The sequence below is a fragment of the Brevibacillus migulae genome, from assembly GCF_004521915.1.
GTDB lineage: Bacteria > Bacillota > Bacilli > Brevibacillales > Brevibacillaceae > Brevibacillus_F > Brevibacillus_F migulae.
Map to the genome: position 1 here is coordinate 102,924 of NZ_SDKD01000011.1, position 17,893 is coordinate 120,816.

The following is a 17,893-nucleotide window of genomic DNA, read 5'->3' on the forward strand; positions in this document are numbered from 1 at the left end:
GAAAAGCCGGTCAGGGACAAAAAGCAAAAGGGCATCAGCAAAGTGCCGATGCCACTGCAAATATCACGATATCATCAATCCGCTATGCATTTTTCTTGAGCCAAATCTGCCTCATTTGATGAATGAAGAACGGATACTTCTCATCGTTCACGTCGGTTTTGACCATCTCTTGCTCACAGGGCTGGCAGATGAACTGATCCCAGATGGCAATTCCTGCTGTCCGTTCTTCCCCGCAGACGATGCAACGCTGATGGATATTTTCCATGGTTTACGCCTACTTCCTTCCTTAATCTACCACCCATTATACCCTATTATAATCCGTTCCATTCCCAAACGTTCGTGTTTTGCCCAAAAGTCCGATAACCAATTTGCAAGGCTTCCGCTTCCATCAGCGGGAAGCAGCTGCAGGCATCGAGGACAAGCGGACGGCTCATCCGCAAGACAAGCTCTTGCAGGCCAAGCGCTCTCACCGCTGGACTGGCCGTTCGGATGATGAGCAGGTCTGCTCCCTCCAGCGTGCTTGCCAGCTCTGCCGGTTCGTTCGCCTTTGGCAGCTGTAACGGGTCGCACTGTTGCACTTCAACAGCTGCTGGCAGCACGTTTTCAATCGCCTTTAGCTGTGTCTTGCTTCCCCAAAATGCGACCCGGTTCATTTTCGTCTTTTCCCGGATGCTCGCGCATTCCTGCTGCAACCAGCGATCGCGCTCCGCCGCTTGCTGCGGCATCCTGTCTTCTGCTTCCGGAAGCCAGCCCTGTCCAATGCGTGCATCCATGCCAAGCGCCTGAGCAACCACTTCCAGGCGTGCATTCGTTTGGTCGCAAGCCTCCCCCAGCTTGATGTAAAAACGGCTTTTCCAATCAAGGTAGGCGGGTACTTGCCGAAGCGTTGCATCCACCTCGATCGGACGACAGACCAAGGAAATCACCCCGTGTTCCGCCAGATGTCTGCGAATGCGCTGCACCCCTTTTCCTGTCGGGCTGCCGCCGATCAACGCGCGCTCCTGCCCGTACAAGATAGCCAAACGGACGATTTCCACGTCGCCGGGCAGCTTTTCCTGAAGACGATCTGCGTAGCCATAAGGAAGCTCCTCGCCATAAAGCAAAAGAAGCGAAGGACTCCCCTCTTTTCGGGCAATCAGTCGCTCCTGTAAGACAGAAACATGCTCGGGACGATCCAGATAAAAGCCGCTTGATTCGGCTGGAAAGGTCGCTTCCCGGACGTTATCGACGATCATGATGTTTCGTGCAAGCAAGTCTTCTAGATGCTGCTCTTGCGCTTGACCTTGCAGCAAGAGAATCGCTTTTTCATGCAAAGAGACCCGCCTCCTTCCCTACTCGCTCCAGCGTCCATCATGTACATTGTGGACTGGGGCCGGTCCTTTTTATTCGTCCATAGCCGATGACAACACCTTTGCTGCCAGCGCTTGCTATGCGATAATGGGGAGAACCTGAGGCAAAAGAGGGATTAACGATGAAAGAACAGACTATCTATAGCTATAAACTGCTGCGTCGTTTCCGTTGGGGAGGACTTGGGCTTCTCTTTCAATTGATTTTGCTGATCTCAGGCTGTCTGGCCGCCTCCGTATACTTTTCCATTCCCATGCCGAATCTCATCGTTTCCACGTCGATTTTGGTGATCCTGCCGATCCTGCATTTTTCGTTGTTTCGCTTTTACGCTTATCTGGCTGCACAACGGACAAGCATCACGGCCGACACTTTGTTTTCCGCATGGTGGGGTGCAGGCACCGCGCTGCCCGTCACGCTGGCATTCTTCTGGAAAGCGGAAGCTACGGTGATCATCGGCAGTCTGCTTGTATCGCTTGGCCTTTTTGTGTGGCTGCCGCGAACCTATGGTCTTGCCCTGATCATCGCTTCGCTGGTACTACTCTTGCCCAGGCTCCTGTCACTCATCGCCTCTCTGTCCCAGCCCAAGCACTGCCGGGTCAAATACGAGTTGAGAAGCGTGGCATTTCTCTTAACCAACCTGTAAGCAACTTTTTCAAGGCACGATGTACAGCTTGATGACCACCAAGGCAAGCAAGCCCGGCAGCCGTAAAAATCCTGCCAACAGCGCGGTAATCGGATTGATGGGGATATGAAATCCGGCCATTTCCCCTACGAGATTGGCAAAAAACAGAAGAACCGCTCCGATGACGACCTGCAGCGCTGCCATACCTGCCCAGCGTATGGGACGCGCCATCGATTTGCTGGCAGATACCAGCAGCAGGAGCCCGACAACCACTAACGCGACCAGCCATTCCATGTCTTACGCCTCCCTACAGCTCTTCGCCCGCATACATCTGCCTGGTTTTCTGGAGCAGATACATATATCGCTTTTCGGTGAGGTGGAGATAATAGATGGCTTCCTCCACATCACGCTCCTCCGCAAGATCGACCAGCTGCTGCGCATTCCTCCACACCACCTGCGCATTGTCCACGGCATCCGGGAGCAGCCACTGCTCGCTTCCCGCCCTGTAGACGGCTCTCGTTTTCGCTTTCCAACTCATGAACCCATCCCCTCGCTTATTGGAAATACACGAACATACTCATCAAATTATTCAGGCTGTGAAGCAGTACGGCCCCCCACAGGCTTTGAAAGCGATGCCGGATAAAGCCAAGCGCCGCACCGATTAAAAATAACGGGGCAAAAAGCGCTAAATCCACATGCAGCAAAGCAAACCACAGGCTGGAAAGACCAATCCCAATCCATGCACCAAGGCGTCTGACCAAAAACGTCTGAATGACTCCGCGAAACAGGATTTCCTCCGCGATCGGCACCAAAACGCCAATGACCAGGATGCTTGTGATCACATTGGGGAGATTCGTTTGCTTGGCAGAAAGGATCTCGCTTTCAATCTGCTGTTCCCTCTCTGACTCCAGAGAGAGGTTCAATAAATCAGCCAGTGGATTGGTGATCAGGAAATCCATGGCAAACACGATCAGCAAAAACAACACAACAATAACGGCCAGCATCTTGCCTAAATGGCGAGGCCTCCCTAAGCCAATGGCCTGATGCCTGCCTCTGAATTGGAAGAAGGCAACGACCAGGATCATGATCTGCAAGGAAGCAGAGCTGAACAGGCTGCCGATGGTCCCCTCCGGAAACAGGGGAGTCTGCAAGAAAAATTCCGCGGCTATGAGCATTCCGATGTTTAAGAATTGCAGCCACGCACACATGTAAATCACATCTGCACCCGTAGCCAGCCGGGACCAGGAGACCCTTTCGCCACGTCTCCACTCCCCGATTCGGTAGCCGAGAAAAATCACGCCTCCGATCATGCTGATCACACTGACGATCAAGACCAAAATGAGAAACCAACTCTCCGGGGTTTCCGAGACAGTTGCCACCCAGCGCCCATCTGCCCCTTTTGTGAACCGGACCGTCAGCAGCTCCAACACCGTCGTCAGGATGAACCCGGCACATAAGAGGATGGCCCATGGTCCTGACCCTTGCGTCAGTCTCGTGCTTCTGCGAGGCACTATAAGCTCTGTCTGCATCTCCTCACGCTCCTATTTCCTACTCTATGTCTTGTCCGCGGAAAACTTTCTCGTAAATTGCTTCTATGATAGCAAAAACACCCGGCGTCGTGATGGCCAGGTGTTTCCAAAATCGTATAGCTGTTTGATCGTCAGACTTCCCGACGCCCTTCCAGCGCTTTGGACAGCGTCACTTCGTCCGCATATTCCAGATCGCCGCCGACCGGCAGACCATGTGCGATGCGGGTGACACGGACGCCAAAAGGCTTGATCAGGCGGGAAATATACATCGCCGTTGCTTCCCCTTCAATATTCGGGTTCGTGGCGAGAATCACTTCTTTTACCTGCTCGTCGCTCAACCGCTTCAGCAGATCCGGGATGCGGATATCCTCGGGGCCAATGCCATCCATCGGGGAAATCGCCCCTTGGAGGACATGGTAATACCCTTCGTATTCGCGCATTTTTTCCATCGCCACGACGTCCTTGGGCTCTTGCACCACGCAGATCATCGAGGCGTCCCGGCGTTTATCGCGGCAAATATGGCAAGGATCTACATCGGTAATATTATGGCAGACCGAGCAGTAGGACAGCTGCCGCTTGGCATTGACCAATGCTTTGGCCAGATCCAAGACGTCATCCTCTTTCATCGTCAGCACGTGAAAGGCTAGGCGGCTGGCTGTTTTTGGCCCGATACCTGGCAGCTTCATGAAACCTTCAATCAACTTGGAAACGGGTTCTGGATAGTACATGCTCACTTCGTTAGGCTCCTTTTAGCTGCCACCTTTGCTCCCTTAGAACAGGCCCGGAATGTTCATTCCTCCGGTAAAGCGGCCCATCTCTTTGTTTACCATTTCATCCACATTGCGCAGCGCATCATTCACAGCGGTCAATACGAGATCTTGCAGCATCTCCGCATCTTCCGGGTCAATCACTTCCGGCTTGATCGCGATATCCAGAATCTGTTTGTGACCGTTTGCTTTTACGGTTACTGCTCCGCCGCCTGCAGAACCTTCTACGATTTTCTCTTTCAGCGCTTCCTGCGTTTTTTGCATTTCATCCTGCATTTTCTTTACTTGCTTCATCATTTGTTGCATGTTTTTCATGGGTTTATTCCTCCTTGTATCTTCACTCTTTTACTTCTACCAAATGCTCCCCGACCAGCCTGAGCGCTTCCGCCACCAGGGGATCTTCCTGCACTTCTGCGGAGCCTTGCCCGGAAGAATCGCCAGCTCCTTTTTCTTCCTCTACGCTCTGCCACTCTTCTTCCATGACGGAAAGCAGAGACAGCTGCTTGCCTGTTGCCATCTGCAGGACCCGTTCCACAATACCTTTCAACTCTGGCTCCATCGTCTTTTCACAATGGATCGGACTCTTGAAGGCCAGGACGAGCGTCGACTGCCCGACAGCGACCGGCGTACCGTTGACCAGCCACGCCTGGTGCTGAATCTTGATCTTTTTCACTTCCTGCAAGATCTGGCTCCACATGCCCCGTACTTTCTGGGTCATGCCCTCGTCGTACGCGCGGGCTACGTCACGCAGCTTCGTGATCGAGACGCGAGAGCCGCCGCCGGCTGCCGGCACTCGTCTTGGCTCCCGTGACTTCGGCTCTTCCGCTGCGGCACCGACTTGCGGGAGTACGGCCTGCCCGGAAAGCACCTGCTGGAGTTTTTCTTCCAGCGTATGAATTCTCCCCAGAAGTGTCCGTAGTTCCTCGGAATCGGCTCCTCCCGCTGCCTGTGCAGCGCCCTTTTGCGGCAGCTGGCAGAGCTTGACCAGCGTCAGCTCCACCAGCACACGGGAATAGGTCGACCATTTCAGCTGAGTCAACGCGGTATTGAGCACCTCAATGATTTCATAGAGAGCCGGGAGCGAATAGGCTTGCGCCACGTTAGAAAACTGGTCATCGATCAAGGTGCGCTCGACGATCTCCTGCAGCTTCGGCGCCGTCTTCATTAGCAGCATATCGCGGTAATAATACATGAAATCCTGTAAAAAATGCTCCGGATCTTTTCCTTGCACCATCACCTGATCAAACTGCTCCATGACACCAGCGACATTTTGCTCAGCCACCAGCTTGGCCAACTCTGAAAAATACGTCTGGGATACTGTACCGGTGATCTGCATAATAGCCGCTGCCGTCACCGATGTCCCGCTGTAGCTGATCGCCTGGTCCAGCAGACTGAGCGCATCCCGCATGCCGCCTTCCGCCATTTTGGCTACAAGCTGCAATGCCTGCGGATCCGCTTCCACCTGATGAGCCTGGCAGATCTGCTGCAAACGACCGACCATTTCAGACAGCGCGATCCGATGAAAGTCAAAGCGCTGACAACGCGAAATGATCGTCGCCGGAAGCTTATGCGGCTCGGTTGTCGCCAAAATGAACAGTACATGGGATGGCGGCTCCTCCAGCGTTTTCAGGAGCGCATTGAATGCCTCCGTGGTCAGCATATGCACTTCATCGATGATATACACTTTATATTTTACGTCGCTTGGCGCAAACTTCACCTTGTCGCGGATATCGCGGATCTCTTCCACCCCGCGGTTCGAGGCGGCGTCAATCTCCAATACGTCCGTCACCGAGCCATCCGTGATGGCGACACACGTTCCGCACTCATTACATGGTTCCCCGTCGATCGGGCGTTCACAGTTGACCGCTTTGGCCATGATTTTCGCAGCACTCGTTTTTCCCGTACCTCGTGGGCCGTTGAACAGGTAGGCATGGGAGAGCCTGCCCTCCCGAATGGCATTGCGCAAGGTGGTCGTCACATGAGATTGCCCTACGACGTCGCCGAAGGTTTGCGGTCTCCAGACACGATATAACGCTGTATAAGCCATCCAATGACACCCCCTGTCTATGATTTTCCGTCCTTGCCGTGTCGGCTTTTGTTCATATCTTCTTATTATACATGAGCGGGGGTACAAAGAAAACGTTCAAGCTTCGGCAACCAACTCGTCAGCGAAATGGGATTATCTAGCGGAAACTACCTGAAGGAGGATTTCATGCGAGGTCCACATGTTATCCGCTCCTACTCTCTGCTGATAGGGCTTACGATTACAGCTACCGCTTTTGCCGCGGAGCCTGCCCTTACTCGCTCGAGCCGCTCGCAGTCGATCTACGTACGAAAATGAGAGAAAATCCCCTTTACGCAACCACCATGGTTGTAAAAGGGGATTTTTGTTCGTATGGCTACATATACGGCAGCAGGATATGAAACGTTGTCCCGTATCCTTTTGACGAAACGCGGATCTGGCCCCCTATGTCATGAATGATCTTTTGACATACAGCAAGTCCCAGACCGGTTCCTTCTTCTTTGGTGGTATAAAACGGGTCGAAAATTTTATCGATGACATACGGCGGGATACCCGGCCCCGAATCATGGATGTCGATGCTCAGACGATTGCTGTCCGTCTCGAAGTGATGCGAGATATGGATGGTTCCCTCATTGCCCATCGCCTCGATCCCGTTTTTGCATATATTCAGGAATACCTGCTTGAGCAGTTCCGCATCGCCCACCACGGTAGGCAATACCCCCCGTGATGAATACTTTACATCTATTCCGTGCAAGAGCCCCTGGCTTTCCACTATAGGCAGCAATTCTTCAAAAACCGTATTCAAATCAACCATGGAATATTGCACATCACGCGGTTTGCTCAGCAGCAAAAATTCATTCACCAGAGAATTGATGCGGTTGATTTCCGTCAGCATGATTTCGGTGTAGCTCTTTTCCCGCGCCATTCCAATATCTTCGAAAAGCTGGGAGAACATCTGCAAAAACCCCTTGATCGAGGTAAGCGGATTGCGGATTTCATGCGCAGTGCCCGCTGCGATTTGTCCAATCATGGCGAGCCGCTCGTTACGTTCAATCTTTTGTTCAATCGAGCGCAGGTTGGTAATATCCTTGAACAAAATGTATCCGCCCACGGTTTGGCCACTCGCATCCTGCAGTGTCCCGGAATCGACCAGCAGCTCGAATCGCTGGTTGTTGTTGGACCAATACATCGCATTGTTCTGCTGCTTGACCCCTGTCAGCAGATCCCGTTGAATCAAGCGGTGGCTTTCCGGCACTCTCGCAAACACATCATCCAGATTGCGGTTGAGCACCGTTATCTTTTCAACCCCAAGCACTCGACAGGCCAGCTGATTGATCTCCACGATGTCACCCTTGGCATCAATCATGATGAAGCCGAGACTGTTGTCGTTGCCGAGCCTTTGAAAAAAGCGCTGCGCTAACGGATATCCCTGCTCGCGCCCCAACTGGAACAGATGCACCATATAGAGGGTATCCTCCGACTCCTGCACCAGGACCATCGCGCTTGATGTTCCGCTTTTTCCCTGCTTATTGCGCCATTCCAGCTCAACGGGCAGGCTGTTTTGCTCTTCCTTTTCCAGCATTTGCTCATAAAACTGCCTGATTGTTCCCTTCCCCGGCACGATCAGCCGAAAAGGTCGACCGATGAGCTCTTCCCGTGCAAATCCGGTTGCACGCAGCAGTATCTCATTTACTTCCACGATCATCCCTGTTCGATCAACCAATAAAACAGCATTGGGTAGTTGCCGCATATACTGCTGCAAACGTTTAGGCGAACCTAACAGTTGCAAAGAATACGCTGCCTCCACTGTCGCTCCCCCCCAACCTTTTTATTTCTTGTGAACAGTCCACTGTTAGGGTTTCGCTAAAAAATAGAGGAAGCCCTGCCGTTACAGGCTTGATCGGTCTACAAAATGTTTCGCTATATTCCGTCAAAAAATGAGGGAAACCGCACATTTCGACAAACCAAAAAACAACATACCGGTCACGACCGATATGTTGCAGGCAAGTAAGGTTGTTTTCACGTATTGGATATAGCAAATGGCGACTTCAGACCAGGCAACCCTGCGGCACACACGAATGACCGCTTATGGCTGCTTCCTTCCGGACCTGACCCGTTCGCGGGTTCGCGTTGCACAGGACCCAGTCCTAACATCGCCACCAGGCAATCCCTTGCGAGACTGCTTAATTAGAATATCAGACATGGACATTCGCCGCAAGTCTTAAACATAACCAATGATGGATGGTTTTTCCGCACGGTTCTTTAGCCGTTGTTAGCCGGTGCCTTCTCTTGCGCATTTTTCTTCAAGTAGCCTGCCAGCAGGACACCGCCAATCAAGACCGCCATCAAGCCGTATTTAAAGACGGGATTGTCTTCAAAAAATCCTTCTACAATCGGTTCGTCCACGATCATTTTGGATGCGGTCCATGCCAATACCGCTGCCCCAACGTAGATAATAGCCGGAAATCTTTCGACCCATTTCAAGATCAGTGTGCTTCCCCAGACGACAATAGGTACGCTGATGATCAGGCCAAGGATAACGAGCAGGAAATCACCATGAGCCGCTCCCGCTACCGCCAATACGTTATCGAGACCCATCACGGTATCGGCAATCACGATCGTCTTGACCGCTGCTAAGACACTGCCACCCGACTTGACATTGTCATGGTTTTTCTCTTCAACCAACAACTTGTAGGCAATCCATACAAGCAGCGCTCCTCCTAGCAGCAGAAGACCCGGTATCTTCAACAGCCATACGACAACCATGGTGAGCAATGCGCGGATCGCAATCGCACCAAACGTTCCCCAAAAGATCACCTTTTTTTGCTGCTCCTTGGCCAGATTACGGGCAGCCAGGCCAATTACGATCGCATTATCTCCCGCCAGTACAAGATCAATGATGACAATAGCCAATAATGCCGACCAGAAATCTGCCGTGAAAAAATCCATCGTTTCCATTCCTCCTTATCACCCTACTGGTGTTATTCCCTCATTCCATGTTTCTCTTTCAGCTCGGGTGGAGACATTTTGACAATCTGCTGCAAGACAAACATCAAAACCGTGACATCATCGAGAATTCCAAAAAAGGCAAGAAAGTCAGGGATCACATCAAACGGAAAAAAGATGTACCCGACGAGGAGCAGAACCGACCATACTTTTTGCTTGGTTGGCACTTTCCTCGTTGTAAAAAATTCAAACAGGAAGGGGATGAACTTCCTCACTTTGAAAACAAACCGAATTCGTTTCCAATACTTCATCATGGCGTACCCTCCTTTCCGGAAGCGGATTGTGCACAAAAAAATGACCTTTACCAGCTATCGGTAAAGGTCATTCCTTTTTATCCATAGGACCTTTACCGTATCGTTGGTAAAGGTCTCGCTAACAACGCAATCGTTGCCAACAAAGCCGAGGGATGCTCCCCGTAATGACGACTTTGCTGTAGCAGCTACTCCCCTTTAACATTCCTACCCTAGTATACGAGCCTGAAAGTCTAAGGTTTCGTTTTTACAGAAATTTTTTTGCGATTTCTTGCAGGGCAGCCGACGCAAAAATGAGATTTCCGTATTCCTGCAAAAAGGCTTCGGCCAGATCTGCTTTTTTTCCGTATTCACTGACCACGGCACGAATCAGCGCTGCGTCTTCTTCGGCTGTGTCCGTCAAATCGATCTGCAGATAATATTTGTTTTCGTAGGCGTAGACAGTGCCGACCTCGCCCACGCTTTCCGGCATTTTATGCGCACACAGGATCAGATCTTCAAAATCGGCGAAGGAAAATAGCATGGTTGCAGTATGCTGCTCAGCCGCTGCTTTTTCCCGCTGCATCGCATCGAGATCCTCGTCCTGCTCCTCTGTCAGTGCTTCTATGCGAATATAGGCTCCTTCATGCGGAATGTAGGAAGCTTCCGTTCGAATCGGACTTTCAAATGGAAAATCAGTTGCGGAAGAGGCGGCAAACAGGATCACGTCATCCACCAACTCATTAATCATACGGATGTTCGCCGGATCATCTCCGTTACGAAAACCTCTTTTCGTCAATTCTTCATTATCCAAAAACAACAGAATAGTACGATCCGGTTGAAATTCAATTCTCATGTGCCACACACCCCTTCTCCTATTTCCTATCATACTAGCATTGCACAAAATTGACTGGGGTATGATTAAATATACTTTTTCGTTTAGTATTATGCAATAGGGGGTTGCTGTCAAACTGCATTATCTGCTTTTGACCAAAAGTTCGACTGCCTCCTGCACCACCTTGCTCGTGTCCCCGCCTTTCTCCTGCTCCTCCCTCAAACAACGCTGGAGATTCTCTGCGACGATTTGGGCGATCGCTTTATCCGAAGCATTGCGGATGGCAGTCAGCTGGGCTACCACCTCTTTGCAGCTTTTTTGCTGCTCCATCATGCTCAGCACACCGCGAATTTGGCCCTCGATTCGGCGCAGACGTTTTTTGATATCATCACCGTAGTCGTAGTCCATCGATTTTCTCCTCCTGTAACATATACGTGTATACGTATAGTATAGTCGCAAAAAAAATTAAATAAACAAATTGATTTTCGCCTGGTTCGCATCTCCCAAGTAAGCGGCAACACCAGCAAATTCGACACCATCGATCAACTCTTCGTCTTTCAGCCCAAGCAGTTCCTGCGTCATCGTGCAAGCCACCAGTTTGACGCCCTGCTCCTGGGCCAGCTCAATCAATTGGGGAAGGGACAAGGCATTATGCTTCTTCATGACGTGCTTGATCATTTGCGGTCCCATCCCCAGCATGTTCAGCTTGGAAAGCCCCAGCTTATTCGCCCCGCGCGGCATCATCCAGCCAAACGCCTTTTCCAGCCAATTTTTCTTCACCAGGACAGACTCATCTTTGCGCAGCGCATTCAGCCCCCAAAAGGTGCAGAAAATCGTCACATCATGCTCGTACGCCGCTGCTCCATTGGCAATAATAAACGCGGCAATCGCTTTATCCAAATCCCCGCTGAATAACACAATCGTCGTCTTTTCTTTTTGCTGCTCCATGATCTCTATCTCCTTTTCGATCGCTATACTTGTAAAAGATCGGCCCAAATTTTAACCGCAGTCAGGGAAATCAGTGCGATTAACCCGTAACGCAGCCATTTCACATTGATCCTCGCGCTTAGCAAGCTGCCGATTGGCGCTCCCAGGATGCTTCCCAATACAGTGAATACGGTAGGCATCAGCGGAATATGCCCAGCTGTCAGCTTGCCCAATACACCGCCAATGGCGGAGATGAATACAATAGCCAAAGAAGAGGCGATCGTCACACGCGTCGGGATTTTCAGGACGGTCAGCATGATCGGAATCAAGATAAACGCACCGCCAGCGCCCACTATCCCCGAAACTAGGCCTACCGCAAATGCTGCCAGGATCGCGATCATGCGGTTGTAGGCAATTTCCTCCGCGTTTTCTTCAGTCCCCTTGTTTTTCAGCAGCATGAGGAAGACAGCCACGACGGCCAATACTCCATATATAAGGTTAATGCCCTCACTGGACATATATTTTGAAATGAATCCTCCGAGCAGACTCGCGACCAGAATGCTCCCGCCCATGTCCTTGACCAGTCCTTTGTGGATCAGCGAAGTGTTCTTTCCGCTTTTCTTCCGGAAAGCGAGCACCCCGGCAAAAGAGGAAAAAAACACCTGAAACATGGAAATCGAAGCGACTTCCTGTGTGGGAAACCGGGCAACCCCCAGCCAATCGGGAACAAACAGGAGCAGGGGATAGTTAATAATTGCCCCGCCTATTCCTAGCAGCCCGGAGAAAAAAGAGCCCACCAACCCCAACGAAAACAATACGAGAAACAGCAGAATGTCCATACGTCCTCCCCGTTGCCTACCTCCGTCGCGCAAACTTGCCGATACCTGTTTTCAAATCGGGGCATTTCGGGTATGATAATACCAAGTAAAATAATCGGAATAGGGTGGTATTTGTGGTTCGACTGTTACAATCGCTTTTCCAACAGCATTGTCCAACCTGCAATGAACCCCTTCGCTCGGAAAGAGACGCGTTTAGCAGCGTCAAAGCATGTCCCCATGGTCACTTTAAAGAAGAAACCTATCCCCATTTAGGCGTCAGCATTGTTTATCACGATTTTAGAAAAACTTGACTTTGCCAAGTCTTTGGCGGAGCTTAGTTTTTCTCATGCCGATGGGTATTTTATAAATTCCTATCGACCGAAATAAGCGAACACTGGTAAGCAGTGCTCGCCTATTTTCATTAGACCTTTTTTACGAGGAATTTGTAAACACCGTTTTCTGCCTCATGATGAACCAGCTCATGGTTGGTCTGTTTCACCCACGCCTGGAAGTCGTTGAGAGATCCTCTGTCTGTGGACAGAACCTCCATGATTTGCCCTGGCTGCAAGCCGTCCAATGCCTTCTTCGCTTTTACGATCGGCATCGGGCATGCCAGTCCTTTTGTATCCACGGTGATATCTGCTTTCATATTCGTGTTCCTCCCAGCCGTTTTATATACTTATACCCCTATATGTATATTAAAGACCATTTTTACTCTTGTCAATCCCGCTTCCTTTCCATGAAAAAGGGAAGCATGGTAGCATGCTTCCCCACATAAACCGGTGCCCGTCCAGGCTTTCCAGTCAAAGCTATGGATGAGTCGTAAATTCAATATCTTCGAATAAGAAGATTCCTTCCTTTGGATCAAAATGAAGGGTAGTAATGTGGCTATTATCCTTTTTGATTCGTTCGATCAATTGCTCTTTGGTCGGATACGGCTTTGTCTGAACCGTCCCCTTTCCGAAAGCATAGAGCGTCTTTCCATGAATCCCAGCGCTTGTCGCATTCGACGCCAGCTTCTCATAGTTCGTATAGAGAAATCCCATAAAGTCGAATCCTTTGGTGTCACTGATGTAAATTCGTCCATTTGCCCGGTACGCATACCTCACCCATACCTCTCCATTCGCTTTGTACAAGAAATCGGTGTAGGGCGTGGTTTTATAGCCGGTAGCATTGATAAACATCGGGTCGGTCAGCGGATCCAGCTTTCTCAACGAGTAGGTATAGATGACCGAGCCTCCCTGTGCAGTCGGGAGATAAAACAATGGCGGTTGGGCTGCTGTTTTCCCATAGATGGATCGATTGAGGCTCTTGTCAAGGGCAAAGACATGCTGGTACGCCCCCGCCGCTCCGATGCGCTGCAGATCTAATGTGGTCGGATGCAGCATATGGTTGTATCCACACACGTAAATGCCATCGTCTGCAATGATGACCGTTGTATTCGCGGAGGTCGCCGCTGAACGAACCTTGCTCATCAGCTTGGTCGGCGTGCCCACTTTTTTCACACCTTTGATCCCCAATTGATTCAGGTTATTGGCTCCCATGACATACAGATCCCGGTTCGTTGTGAGGAACAGGATTTCATTTCGTCCAGTCATGACCTTCTCCACCGTGGTGATCGGCAGGGGGACCGGCTTTGCCGAGCTCAGAACCGGCTTCTGGTAATAAATCATGTCGCTTTGGTCATACAAGGTTCCTTGGAAATAGACCCGCTTTCCTTCCGTCAAGAACAGCATAAATTTTTCACCGGCGATCAGTTCCTTCACTTTTTCCGGAATGGCGAGAGGCTTTGTGGAATTGCCCACGTACACCTTTCCACCTCTCACGACATATGGCTGACCGTTCAAGGCATCCACCTGCTGGACGTTGACTGCTGCCTTCGCAGCGGCGGGCTTGACAGTCGCTGCCGTGCCTGCCTCGGTAATCGAAATGTTTATTGTCAAAAGACTTGCGATAAGGGTAAGCGCCCCTAACATGCGTTTCACGAATGTGTGCCCCTTTCATTTACCTGGTTCATATTACCAAGACGGCAGGAAAATCCAAAATGTTACAAAGGGAAATAAAACAATTTTAGCCCAAGTGATCTATTTCACTCCATCATTCTCCCAAATCGGCAAAATAGAAGATGTAACCATCCGATAGAGAACATTCATCCACTTTTCAGGGAGAATGAAGGAGGAACCACAATGAAAGCAGCAGTTGTCAAACACTTTAAAGCACCGCTGACGATTGAACAGGTGGAAAAGCCAGAGGTAGGACCAGGTGAAGTGCTCGTTCACATTCATGCGTGCGGGGTATGTCATACCGACTTGCATGCGGCCCATGGAGATTGGCCGGTAAAGCCCAAGCTGCCATTGATCCCTGGGCACGAAGGTGTTGGCGTCATTGAAAAAGTGGGACCGGGCGTTACGCATCTCAAAGCAGGCGATCGTGTCGGCATTCCATGGCTGTATTCTGCTTGCGGTCATTGTGAGTACTGCTTGAGCGGATGGGAGACGCTGTGCCCCAACCAGCATAACTCCGGTTATTCGGTAGACGGCGGTTATGCGGAGTATTGCAAGGCGGCAGCTGATTATGTCGTGAAAATTCCGGAAAACCTTGATTTTGTGGAAGCCGCACCGATTTTCTGCGCAGGGGTAACCACCTATAAAGCGCTGAAAGTAACGGGAGCCAAGCCGGGAGAATGGGTAGCCATTTATGGTGCTGGCGGTCTCGGTCACGTGGCGATCCAATATGCGAAGGCGATGGGACTGCATGTCGCAGCCGTCGATACAGGCGAGGAAAAACTGGCGCTCGCTCGCGAGCTGGGTGCAGATTTGACGGTTGACTTCCGCATGGAAAAAGCCGATGAAGCGATTCAAGAAAAAGTAGGCGGTGTTCACGCTGCCGTATGTACAGCGGTGAACAAGATCGCCTTCCAGCAAGCCTTCCACAGTGTTCGCCGCGGCGGTACTTGCGTAGCGGTAGGTCTGCCGCCGGAAGACATGCCTGTTCCGATTTTTGATACGGTACTGAAAGGCATTAAAGTGGTAGGCTCCATCGTGGGAACACGCAAAGATCTCATCGAAGCCCTGCAGTTTGCTTCTGAGGGCAAGGTGAAAACCATCGTTCAGACCAAACCGTTGGAAGAAATTAATGAGATTTTTGAGCAGATGGAAAAAGGAGAAATTAACGGTCGTATTGTACTCACCTTCGAATAAGCGTTGGATCACACATCCCCCCGGCAGGCAGGAAGCTGTCGGGGGGATGATTTCTTTTTGGATGACAGTTTTCCAGTTTCCCTGCTAAAGTGGACAGTAGATGTGCTTATGTCAAAAAGCGGGGATGATAACATGGCGGATAAAAAAGGGATGCTGCTGCAGCTTGCAGATCATGTCTGGATCTACCCTCAGGGGGAAAACCTGGAGCGGATTGAGCCCGCAGTAGGGGTAATCATGACCGCGAACCAAACCGTATTGATTGATTGCGGAAATAGCCCGGGGCATGCCAGAGAGATACAGCGGGCACTGCATGAAAGAAAGGCGCCTCCTGTTTCAACCATCATCTATACCCACCATCATTGGGACCATATTTTTGGCAGCTGTGTGTTTGACGCTGAGGTGATCGCCTGTCGGCAGTGTGCCGACGAGCTGGACAGCATGGCCGAGATTCCGTGGGGGCCGGCATGGCTGGAGCATGAGATGAAGGAAAATCCTTTATTGGAGAGAAGTAACCGTGCGAAGCTTCTTGTCATCGAGGATTGGAGCGAGCTGCGGATCGTGAAGCCGACTCGCGTCTTTGCCGATCAGATGACACTGGAGGTAGACGGGATCACACTGCAACTGCAATGGGTAGGCGGCCCCCATGCGAACGATTCGATCACGGTGGAAGTCGTTGGCCAAGGTGTGCTCTTTGTAGCGGACTGTTTCTATCCACCGCCGTTTCATCTGCGCAAGCCGGACGATACCCCGGATTGGGACATGCTGAACCGATTGCGGAAAGATTCCATCCAGTGGTATGTTCACGGGCATGGTCAGCCGCTAACGTCCGATGAGATCCAGCAGCTTTGGCAAAACACAAAAAAACAAGCATAAGCTGCCTCACTGGCAAACTCATGCTTGTTGAACTTGTTATGTATGGCGGAGAGAGTGGGATTCGAACCCACGCACGCCTCACGACGCCTAACGCATTTCGAGTGCGTCCCCTTATGACCACTTGGGTATCTCTCCAGAACATCCCGAAGCAAAAATAACTATAGCAAAAATATTTTCCCCATGCAAGATGAAAAATATTGGCATACTTGATTTGCATGGCTTCTTCCGGCAATATAGGAAGAAATCAAAAGAACTGATTAAAGCGAGGAACCATATGAAACGCGAACGTCTCGATAAAGTACTGGCCAATATGGGCTTGGGTACACGCAAGGAAGTAAAAGCGCTCGTAAAACAGAAATTGATCGAAGTAGACGGTGTCGTTGCGACCGACCCCGGCATGCACGTCATCCCGGAGGAGCAGACGATCCTCGTCGAAGGGGAGCCGCTGAACTATAAGCGCTGGATTTATGTCATGCTGAACAAGCCACCGGGCGTGATCTCTGCCACGGAAGATCCCCGTCATGAGACCGTCGTCGACCTGCTGCCGATCGAATGGGCGGATAAGGTTCATCCGGTTGGACGGCTGGATATCGATACCGAAGGGCTGCTACTGTTAACCAATGACGGACAGCTTTCCCACAGTCTCCTTTCCCCCAAAAAGAAAGTGGACAAGGAGTATTATGCGAAAATTCGCGGGCAAGTGACCCAGCACCACGTCGATGAATTTGCCAAAGGGGTAACCCTCGATGACGGCTATCATACCATGCCCGCCAAATTGGAGATCCTGTCCTCAGGCGAAGAATCCGAGATCAAGGTCACGATCATGGAAGGGAAGTTTCATCAGGTGAAGCGCATGTTTGCTGCCTTCGGACTGGAGGTCACCTATCTGAAACGACTGCGGATGGGCACGCTCCTGCTGGACGAGTCGCTGGAATTGGGAGATTTCCGGGAACTGACCGAAGAAGAGCTTGCCGGACTTCGCGGAGAATAACCTCCTGCCCTTACGTACCTAAAAAATGAACCCGGATCGGCATCAGTATCCCGGGTTCATTTTCCTTTTTTGCGTAAACGTCGAAAGAAATCCTTCAGCAATTGGCCGCATTCTTCCCCCAAAACGCCCGATACAACCGGCACCTGGTGATTGAAGCGAGGCTCATTTAACAGATCCATGAGTGTCCCCGCACAGCCCGCCTTCGGATCCGCTGCCCCGTAAACGACCTGCTCCACACGCGACTGGACGATCGCTCCCGCACACATCGGGCACGGCTCCAACGTCACATACAGCGTACACCCGATGAGCCGCCAGCCGCCCAGCCGCTCGCTGGCTTCCCGTATCGCGATCATTTCCGCATGCAGCGTCGGATCTTTTCGGGTTTCCCGCAAATTATAGCCGCGTCCGACGATCTCTCCGTCACGGACGATGACCGCCCCGATCGGCACCTCGCCGATTTCTGCCGCTTTTTTCGCCTCTTCCATGGCAGCCTGCATAAAACGTTCATGATTGTCCACTTGTACGTTTCGCCCTACTTTCCTTTACTCTGTTCATGACTACCTTACGATGACATGCTGCCTGCGTCAAATCAAAAGCGGTTCGATTCTAGCAAGGCTCGTGCTGTCCCCTATCAAAATAGCCCTTTTGGGTACGTTTCTATTCGCCATCCTCTTGGCAAAAATGACAAAGAGGAGGTGATTTCATACGAGGAAGCGATGCACCGC

At 51.1% G+C, this 17,893-nt stretch carries 23 protein-coding genes, 1 tRNA gene and 1 other RNA gene; 5 read left to right on the forward strand and 20 right to left on the reverse strand.

Features of this window, described 5'->3' with window-relative positions; translation table 11 throughout:
* Positions 1 to 82 precede the first annotated feature (82 nt).
* Together EIZ37_RS14280 and EIZ37_RS14285 are read right to left on the reverse strand one after the other, a co-directional pair.
* Positions 83 to 265, reverse strand: coding sequence for a sigma factor G inhibitor Gin (locus EIZ37_RS14280; RefSeq protein WP_134685285.1), 183 nt, complete (start codon positions 263 to 265; stop codon positions 83 to 85).
* Between the two features lie 46 nt (positions 266 to 311).
* The gene (locus EIZ37_RS14285; protein ID WP_134685286.1) at positions 312 to 1,313 is read right to left on the reverse strand and encodes a Rossmann-fold NAD(P)-binding domain-containing protein; all 1,002 of its coding nucleotides are present in this window, start codon (positions 1,311 to 1,313) and stop codon (positions 312 to 314) included.
* Between the two features lie 158 nt (positions 1,314 to 1,471).
* Between EIZ37_RS14285 and EIZ37_RS14290 the strand changes: the two genes are divergently transcribed.
* A complete protein-coding gene (locus EIZ37_RS14290) occupies positions 1,472 to 1,990 on the forward strand; it encodes a hypothetical protein (protein WP_134685287.1) in 519 nt (172 codons plus the stop codon).
* 9 nt (positions 1,991 to 1,999) lie between these two features.
* On the opposite strand, the gene EIZ37_RS14295 is transcribed toward EIZ37_RS14290, so the two are convergent.
* From EIZ37_RS14295 to dnaX, 6 genes are all read right to left on the reverse strand, one after another.
* Positions 2,000 to 2,263, reverse strand: a complete 264-nt coding sequence (locus tag EIZ37_RS14295) for a pro-sigmaK processing inhibitor BofA family protein (RefSeq protein ID WP_134685288.1) — start codon at positions 2,261 to 2,263, stop codon at positions 2,000 to 2,002.
* 13 nt (positions 2,264 to 2,276) lie between these two features.
* Entirely contained in the window at positions 2,277 to 2,507 is a 231-nt protein-coding gene (locus EIZ37_RS14300; protein WP_134685289.1) for a DUF2508 family protein, read from the reverse strand.
* A gap of 16 nt (positions 2,508 to 2,523) precedes the next feature.
* A complete protein-coding gene (locus EIZ37_RS14305; RefSeq protein ID WP_134685290.1) occupies positions 2,524 to 3,498 on the reverse strand; it encodes a CPBP family intramembrane glutamic endopeptidase in 975 nt (324 codons plus the stop codon).
* Between the two features lie 131 nt (positions 3,499 to 3,629).
* The gene (gene recR, locus EIZ37_RS14310) at positions 3,630 to 4,226 is read right to left on the reverse strand and encodes a recombination mediator RecR (protein ID WP_134685403.1); all 597 of its coding nucleotides are present in this window, start codon (positions 4,224 to 4,226) and stop codon (positions 3,630 to 3,632) included.
* Between the two features lie 42 nt (positions 4,227 to 4,268).
* Positions 4,269 to 4,580, reverse strand: a complete 312-nt coding sequence (locus tag EIZ37_RS14315) for a YbaB/EbfC family nucleoid-associated protein (RefSeq protein WP_134685291.1) — start codon at positions 4,578 to 4,580, stop codon at positions 4,269 to 4,271.
* A gap of 22 nt (positions 4,581 to 4,602) precedes the next feature.
* Positions 4,603 to 6,312, reverse strand: coding sequence for a DNA polymerase III subunit gamma/tau (gene dnaX / locus EIZ37_RS14320; RefSeq protein WP_134685292.1), 1,710 nt, complete (start codon positions 6,310 to 6,312; stop codon positions 4,603 to 4,605).
* A gap of 165 nt (positions 6,313 to 6,477) precedes the next feature.
* Between dnaX and EIZ37_RS26560 the strand changes: the two genes are divergently transcribed.
* A complete protein-coding gene (locus EIZ37_RS26560; protein ID WP_268898750.1) occupies positions 6,478 to 6,606 on the forward strand; it encodes a hypothetical protein in 129 nt (42 codons plus the stop codon).
* Between the two features lie 58 nt (positions 6,607 to 6,664).
* Here the strand turns inward: EIZ37_RS26560 and EIZ37_RS14325 are convergent, their stop codons facing one another.
* From EIZ37_RS14325 to EIZ37_RS14370, 10 genes are all read right to left on the reverse strand, one after another.
* Positions 6,665 to 8,095: a PAS domain-containing sensor histidine kinase gene (locus EIZ37_RS14325; protein WP_134685293.1), complete on the reverse strand. Its 1,431-nt coding sequence runs from the start codon at positions 8,093 to 8,095 to the stop codon at positions 6,665 to 6,667.
* A gap of 241 nt (positions 8,096 to 8,336) precedes the next feature.
* Positions 8,337 to 8,435: signal recognition particle sRNA small type (ffs, locus tag EIZ37_RS14330), an RNA gene on the reverse strand.
* Between the two features lie 115 nt (positions 8,436 to 8,550).
* Positions 8,551 to 9,237 carry a TerC family protein gene (locus EIZ37_RS14335; protein WP_134685294.1) on the reverse strand — a complete coding sequence of 229 codons (687 nt, stop codon included), beginning with the start codon at positions 9,235 to 9,237 and terminating at the stop codon, positions 8,551 to 8,553.
* A 32-nt stretch (positions 9,238 to 9,269) separates the two neighbouring features.
* Positions 9,270 to 9,548 (reverse strand): YkvA family protein, encoded by a 279-nt coding sequence (locus EIZ37_RS14340; protein WP_134685295.1) that lies wholly within the window; start codon positions 9,546 to 9,548, stop codon positions 9,270 to 9,272.
* Positions 9,549 to 9,792: 244 nt separating this feature from the next.
* Positions 9,793 to 10,380 (reverse strand): adaptor protein MecA, encoded by a 588-nt coding sequence (locus EIZ37_RS14345; protein ID WP_167568877.1) that lies wholly within the window; start codon positions 10,378 to 10,380, stop codon positions 9,793 to 9,795.
* 120 nt (positions 10,381 to 10,500) lie between these two features.
* Entirely contained in the window at positions 10,501 to 10,767 is a 267-nt protein-coding gene (locus EIZ37_RS14350; RefSeq protein WP_134685297.1) for a metal-sensitive transcriptional regulator, read from the reverse strand.
* A gap of 57 nt (positions 10,768 to 10,824) precedes the next feature.
* Positions 10,825 to 11,307 (reverse strand): DsrE/DsrF/DrsH-like family protein, encoded by a 483-nt coding sequence (locus tag EIZ37_RS14355; protein WP_134685298.1) that lies wholly within the window; start codon positions 11,305 to 11,307, stop codon positions 10,825 to 10,827.
* A 23-nt stretch (positions 11,308 to 11,330) separates the two neighbouring features.
* A complete protein-coding gene (locus EIZ37_RS14360) occupies positions 11,331 to 12,125 on the reverse strand; it encodes a sulfite exporter TauE/SafE family protein (protein WP_134685299.1) in 795 nt (264 codons plus the stop codon).
* A gap of 400 nt (positions 12,126 to 12,525) precedes the next feature.
* A complete protein-coding gene (locus EIZ37_RS14365; RefSeq protein ID WP_134685300.1) occupies positions 12,526 to 12,753 on the reverse strand; it encodes a sulfurtransferase TusA family protein in 228 nt (75 codons plus the stop codon).
* 160 nt (positions 12,754 to 12,913) lie between these two features.
* A complete protein-coding gene (locus EIZ37_RS14370; protein WP_134685301.1) occupies positions 12,914 to 14,089 on the reverse strand; it encodes an RCC1 domain-containing protein in 1,176 nt (391 codons plus the stop codon).
* A gap of 201 nt (positions 14,090 to 14,290) precedes the next feature.
* Between EIZ37_RS14370 and adhP the strand changes: the two genes are divergently transcribed.
* Together adhP and EIZ37_RS14380 are read left to right on the forward strand one after the other, a co-directional pair.
* Entirely contained in the window at positions 14,291 to 15,304 is a 1,014-nt protein-coding gene (gene adhP, locus EIZ37_RS14375; RefSeq protein WP_134685302.1) for an alcohol dehydrogenase AdhP, read from the forward strand.
* A gap of 132 nt (positions 15,305 to 15,436) precedes the next feature.
* Positions 15,437 to 16,177: an MBL fold metallo-hydrolase gene (locus EIZ37_RS14380; RefSeq protein WP_167568879.1), complete on the forward strand. Its 741-nt coding sequence runs from the start codon at positions 15,437 to 15,439 to the stop codon at positions 16,175 to 16,177.
* Positions 16,178 to 16,220: 43 nt separating this feature from the next.
* Here the strand turns inward: EIZ37_RS14380 and EIZ37_RS14385 are convergent.
* A tRNA-Ser gene (locus EIZ37_RS14385) sits at positions 16,221 to 16,312 on the reverse strand.
* 139 nt (positions 16,313 to 16,451) lie between these two features.
* Between EIZ37_RS14385 and EIZ37_RS14390 the strand changes: the two genes are divergently transcribed.
* Entirely contained in the window at positions 16,452 to 17,168 is a 717-nt protein-coding gene (locus EIZ37_RS14390; protein ID WP_134685304.1) for a pseudouridine synthase, read from the forward strand.
* 56 nt (positions 17,169 to 17,224) lie between these two features.
* Here the strand turns inward: EIZ37_RS14390 and tadA are convergent, their stop codons facing one another.
* Complete coding sequence (gene tadA, locus EIZ37_RS14395; protein ID WP_268898751.1) at positions 17,225 to 17,686, reverse strand: tRNA adenosine(34) deaminase TadA; 462 nt, start codon at positions 17,684 to 17,686, stop codon at positions 17,225 to 17,227.
* Between the last annotated feature and the right edge of the window lie 207 nt (positions 17,687 to 17,893).

What these genes read in the sequence shown, in the direction of transcription:
- recR (WP_134685403.1), bottom strand. Translation starts at nt 4,226, where the DNA reads ATGTACTATCCAGAACCCGTTTCCAAGTTGATTGAAGGTTTCATGAAG.
- dnaX (WP_134685292.1), bottom strand. Translation starts at nt 6,312, where the DNA reads ATGGCTTATACAGCGTTATATCGTGTCTGGAGACCGCAAACCTTCGGC.
- EIZ37_RS14335 (WP_134685294.1), bottom strand. Translation starts at nt 9,237, where the DNA reads ATGGATTTTTTCACGGCAGATTTCTGGTCGGCATTATTGGCTATTGTC.
- EIZ37_RS14300 (WP_134685289.1), bottom strand. Translation starts at nt 2,507, where the DNA reads ATGAGTTGGAAAGCGAAAACGAGAGCCGTCTACAGGGCGGGAAGCGAG.
- adhP (WP_134685302.1), top strand. Translation starts at nt 14,291, where the DNA reads ATGAAAGCAGCAGTTGTCAAACACTTTAAAGCACCGCTGACGATTGAA.
- EIZ37_RS14315 (WP_134685291.1), bottom strand. Translation starts at nt 4,580, where the DNA reads ATGAAAAACATGCAACAAATGATGAAGCAAGTAAAGAAAATGCAGGAT.
- EIZ37_RS14290 (WP_134685287.1), top strand. Translation starts at nt 1,472, where the DNA reads ATGAAAGAACAGACTATCTATAGCTATAAACTGCTGCGTCGTTTCCGT.
- EIZ37_RS14280 (WP_134685285.1), bottom strand. Translation starts at nt 265, where the DNA reads ATGGAAAATATCCATCAGCGTTGCATCGTCTGCGGGGAAGAACGGACA.
- EIZ37_RS14390 (WP_134685304.1), top strand. Translation starts at nt 16,452, where the DNA reads ATGAAACGCGAACGTCTCGATAAAGTACTGGCCAATATGGGCTTGGGT.
- EIZ37_RS14360 (WP_134685299.1), bottom strand. Translation starts at nt 12,125, where the DNA reads ATGGACATTCTGCTGTTTCTCGTATTGTTTTCGTTGGGGTTGGTGGGC.
- EIZ37_RS14365 (WP_134685300.1), bottom strand. Translation starts at nt 12,753, where the DNA reads ATGAAAGCAGATATCACCGTGGATACAAAAGGACTGGCATGCCCGATG.
- EIZ37_RS14295 (WP_134685288.1), bottom strand. Translation starts at nt 2,263, where the DNA reads ATGGAATGGCTGGTCGCGTTAGTGGTTGTCGGGCTCCTGCTGCTGGTA.
- EIZ37_RS14355 (WP_134685298.1), bottom strand. Translation starts at nt 11,307, where the DNA reads ATGGAGCAGCAAAAAGAAAAGACGACGATTGTGTTATTCAGCGGGGAT.
- EIZ37_RS14345 (WP_167568877.1), bottom strand. Translation starts at nt 10,380, where the DNA reads ATGAGAATTGAATTTCAACCGGATCGTACTATTCTGTTGTTTTTGGAT.
- EIZ37_RS14305 (WP_134685290.1), bottom strand. Translation starts at nt 3,498, where the DNA reads ATGCAGACAGAGCTTATAGTGCCTCGCAGAAGCACGAGACTGACGCAA.
- EIZ37_RS14350 (WP_134685297.1), bottom strand. Translation starts at nt 10,767, where the DNA reads ATGGACTACGACTACGGTGATGATATCAAAAAACGTCTGCGCCGAATC.
- EIZ37_RS26560 (WP_268898750.1), top strand. Translation starts at nt 6,478, where the DNA reads ATGCGAGGTCCACATGTTATCCGCTCCTACTCTCTGCTGATAGGGCTT.
- EIZ37_RS14340 (WP_134685295.1), bottom strand. Translation starts at nt 9,548, where the DNA reads ATGATGAAGTATTGGAAACGAATTCGGTTTGTTTTCAAAGTGAGGAAG.
- EIZ37_RS14380 (WP_167568879.1), top strand. Translation starts at nt 15,437, where the DNA reads ATGGCGGATAAAAAAGGGATGCTGCTGCAGCTTGCAGATCATGTCTGG.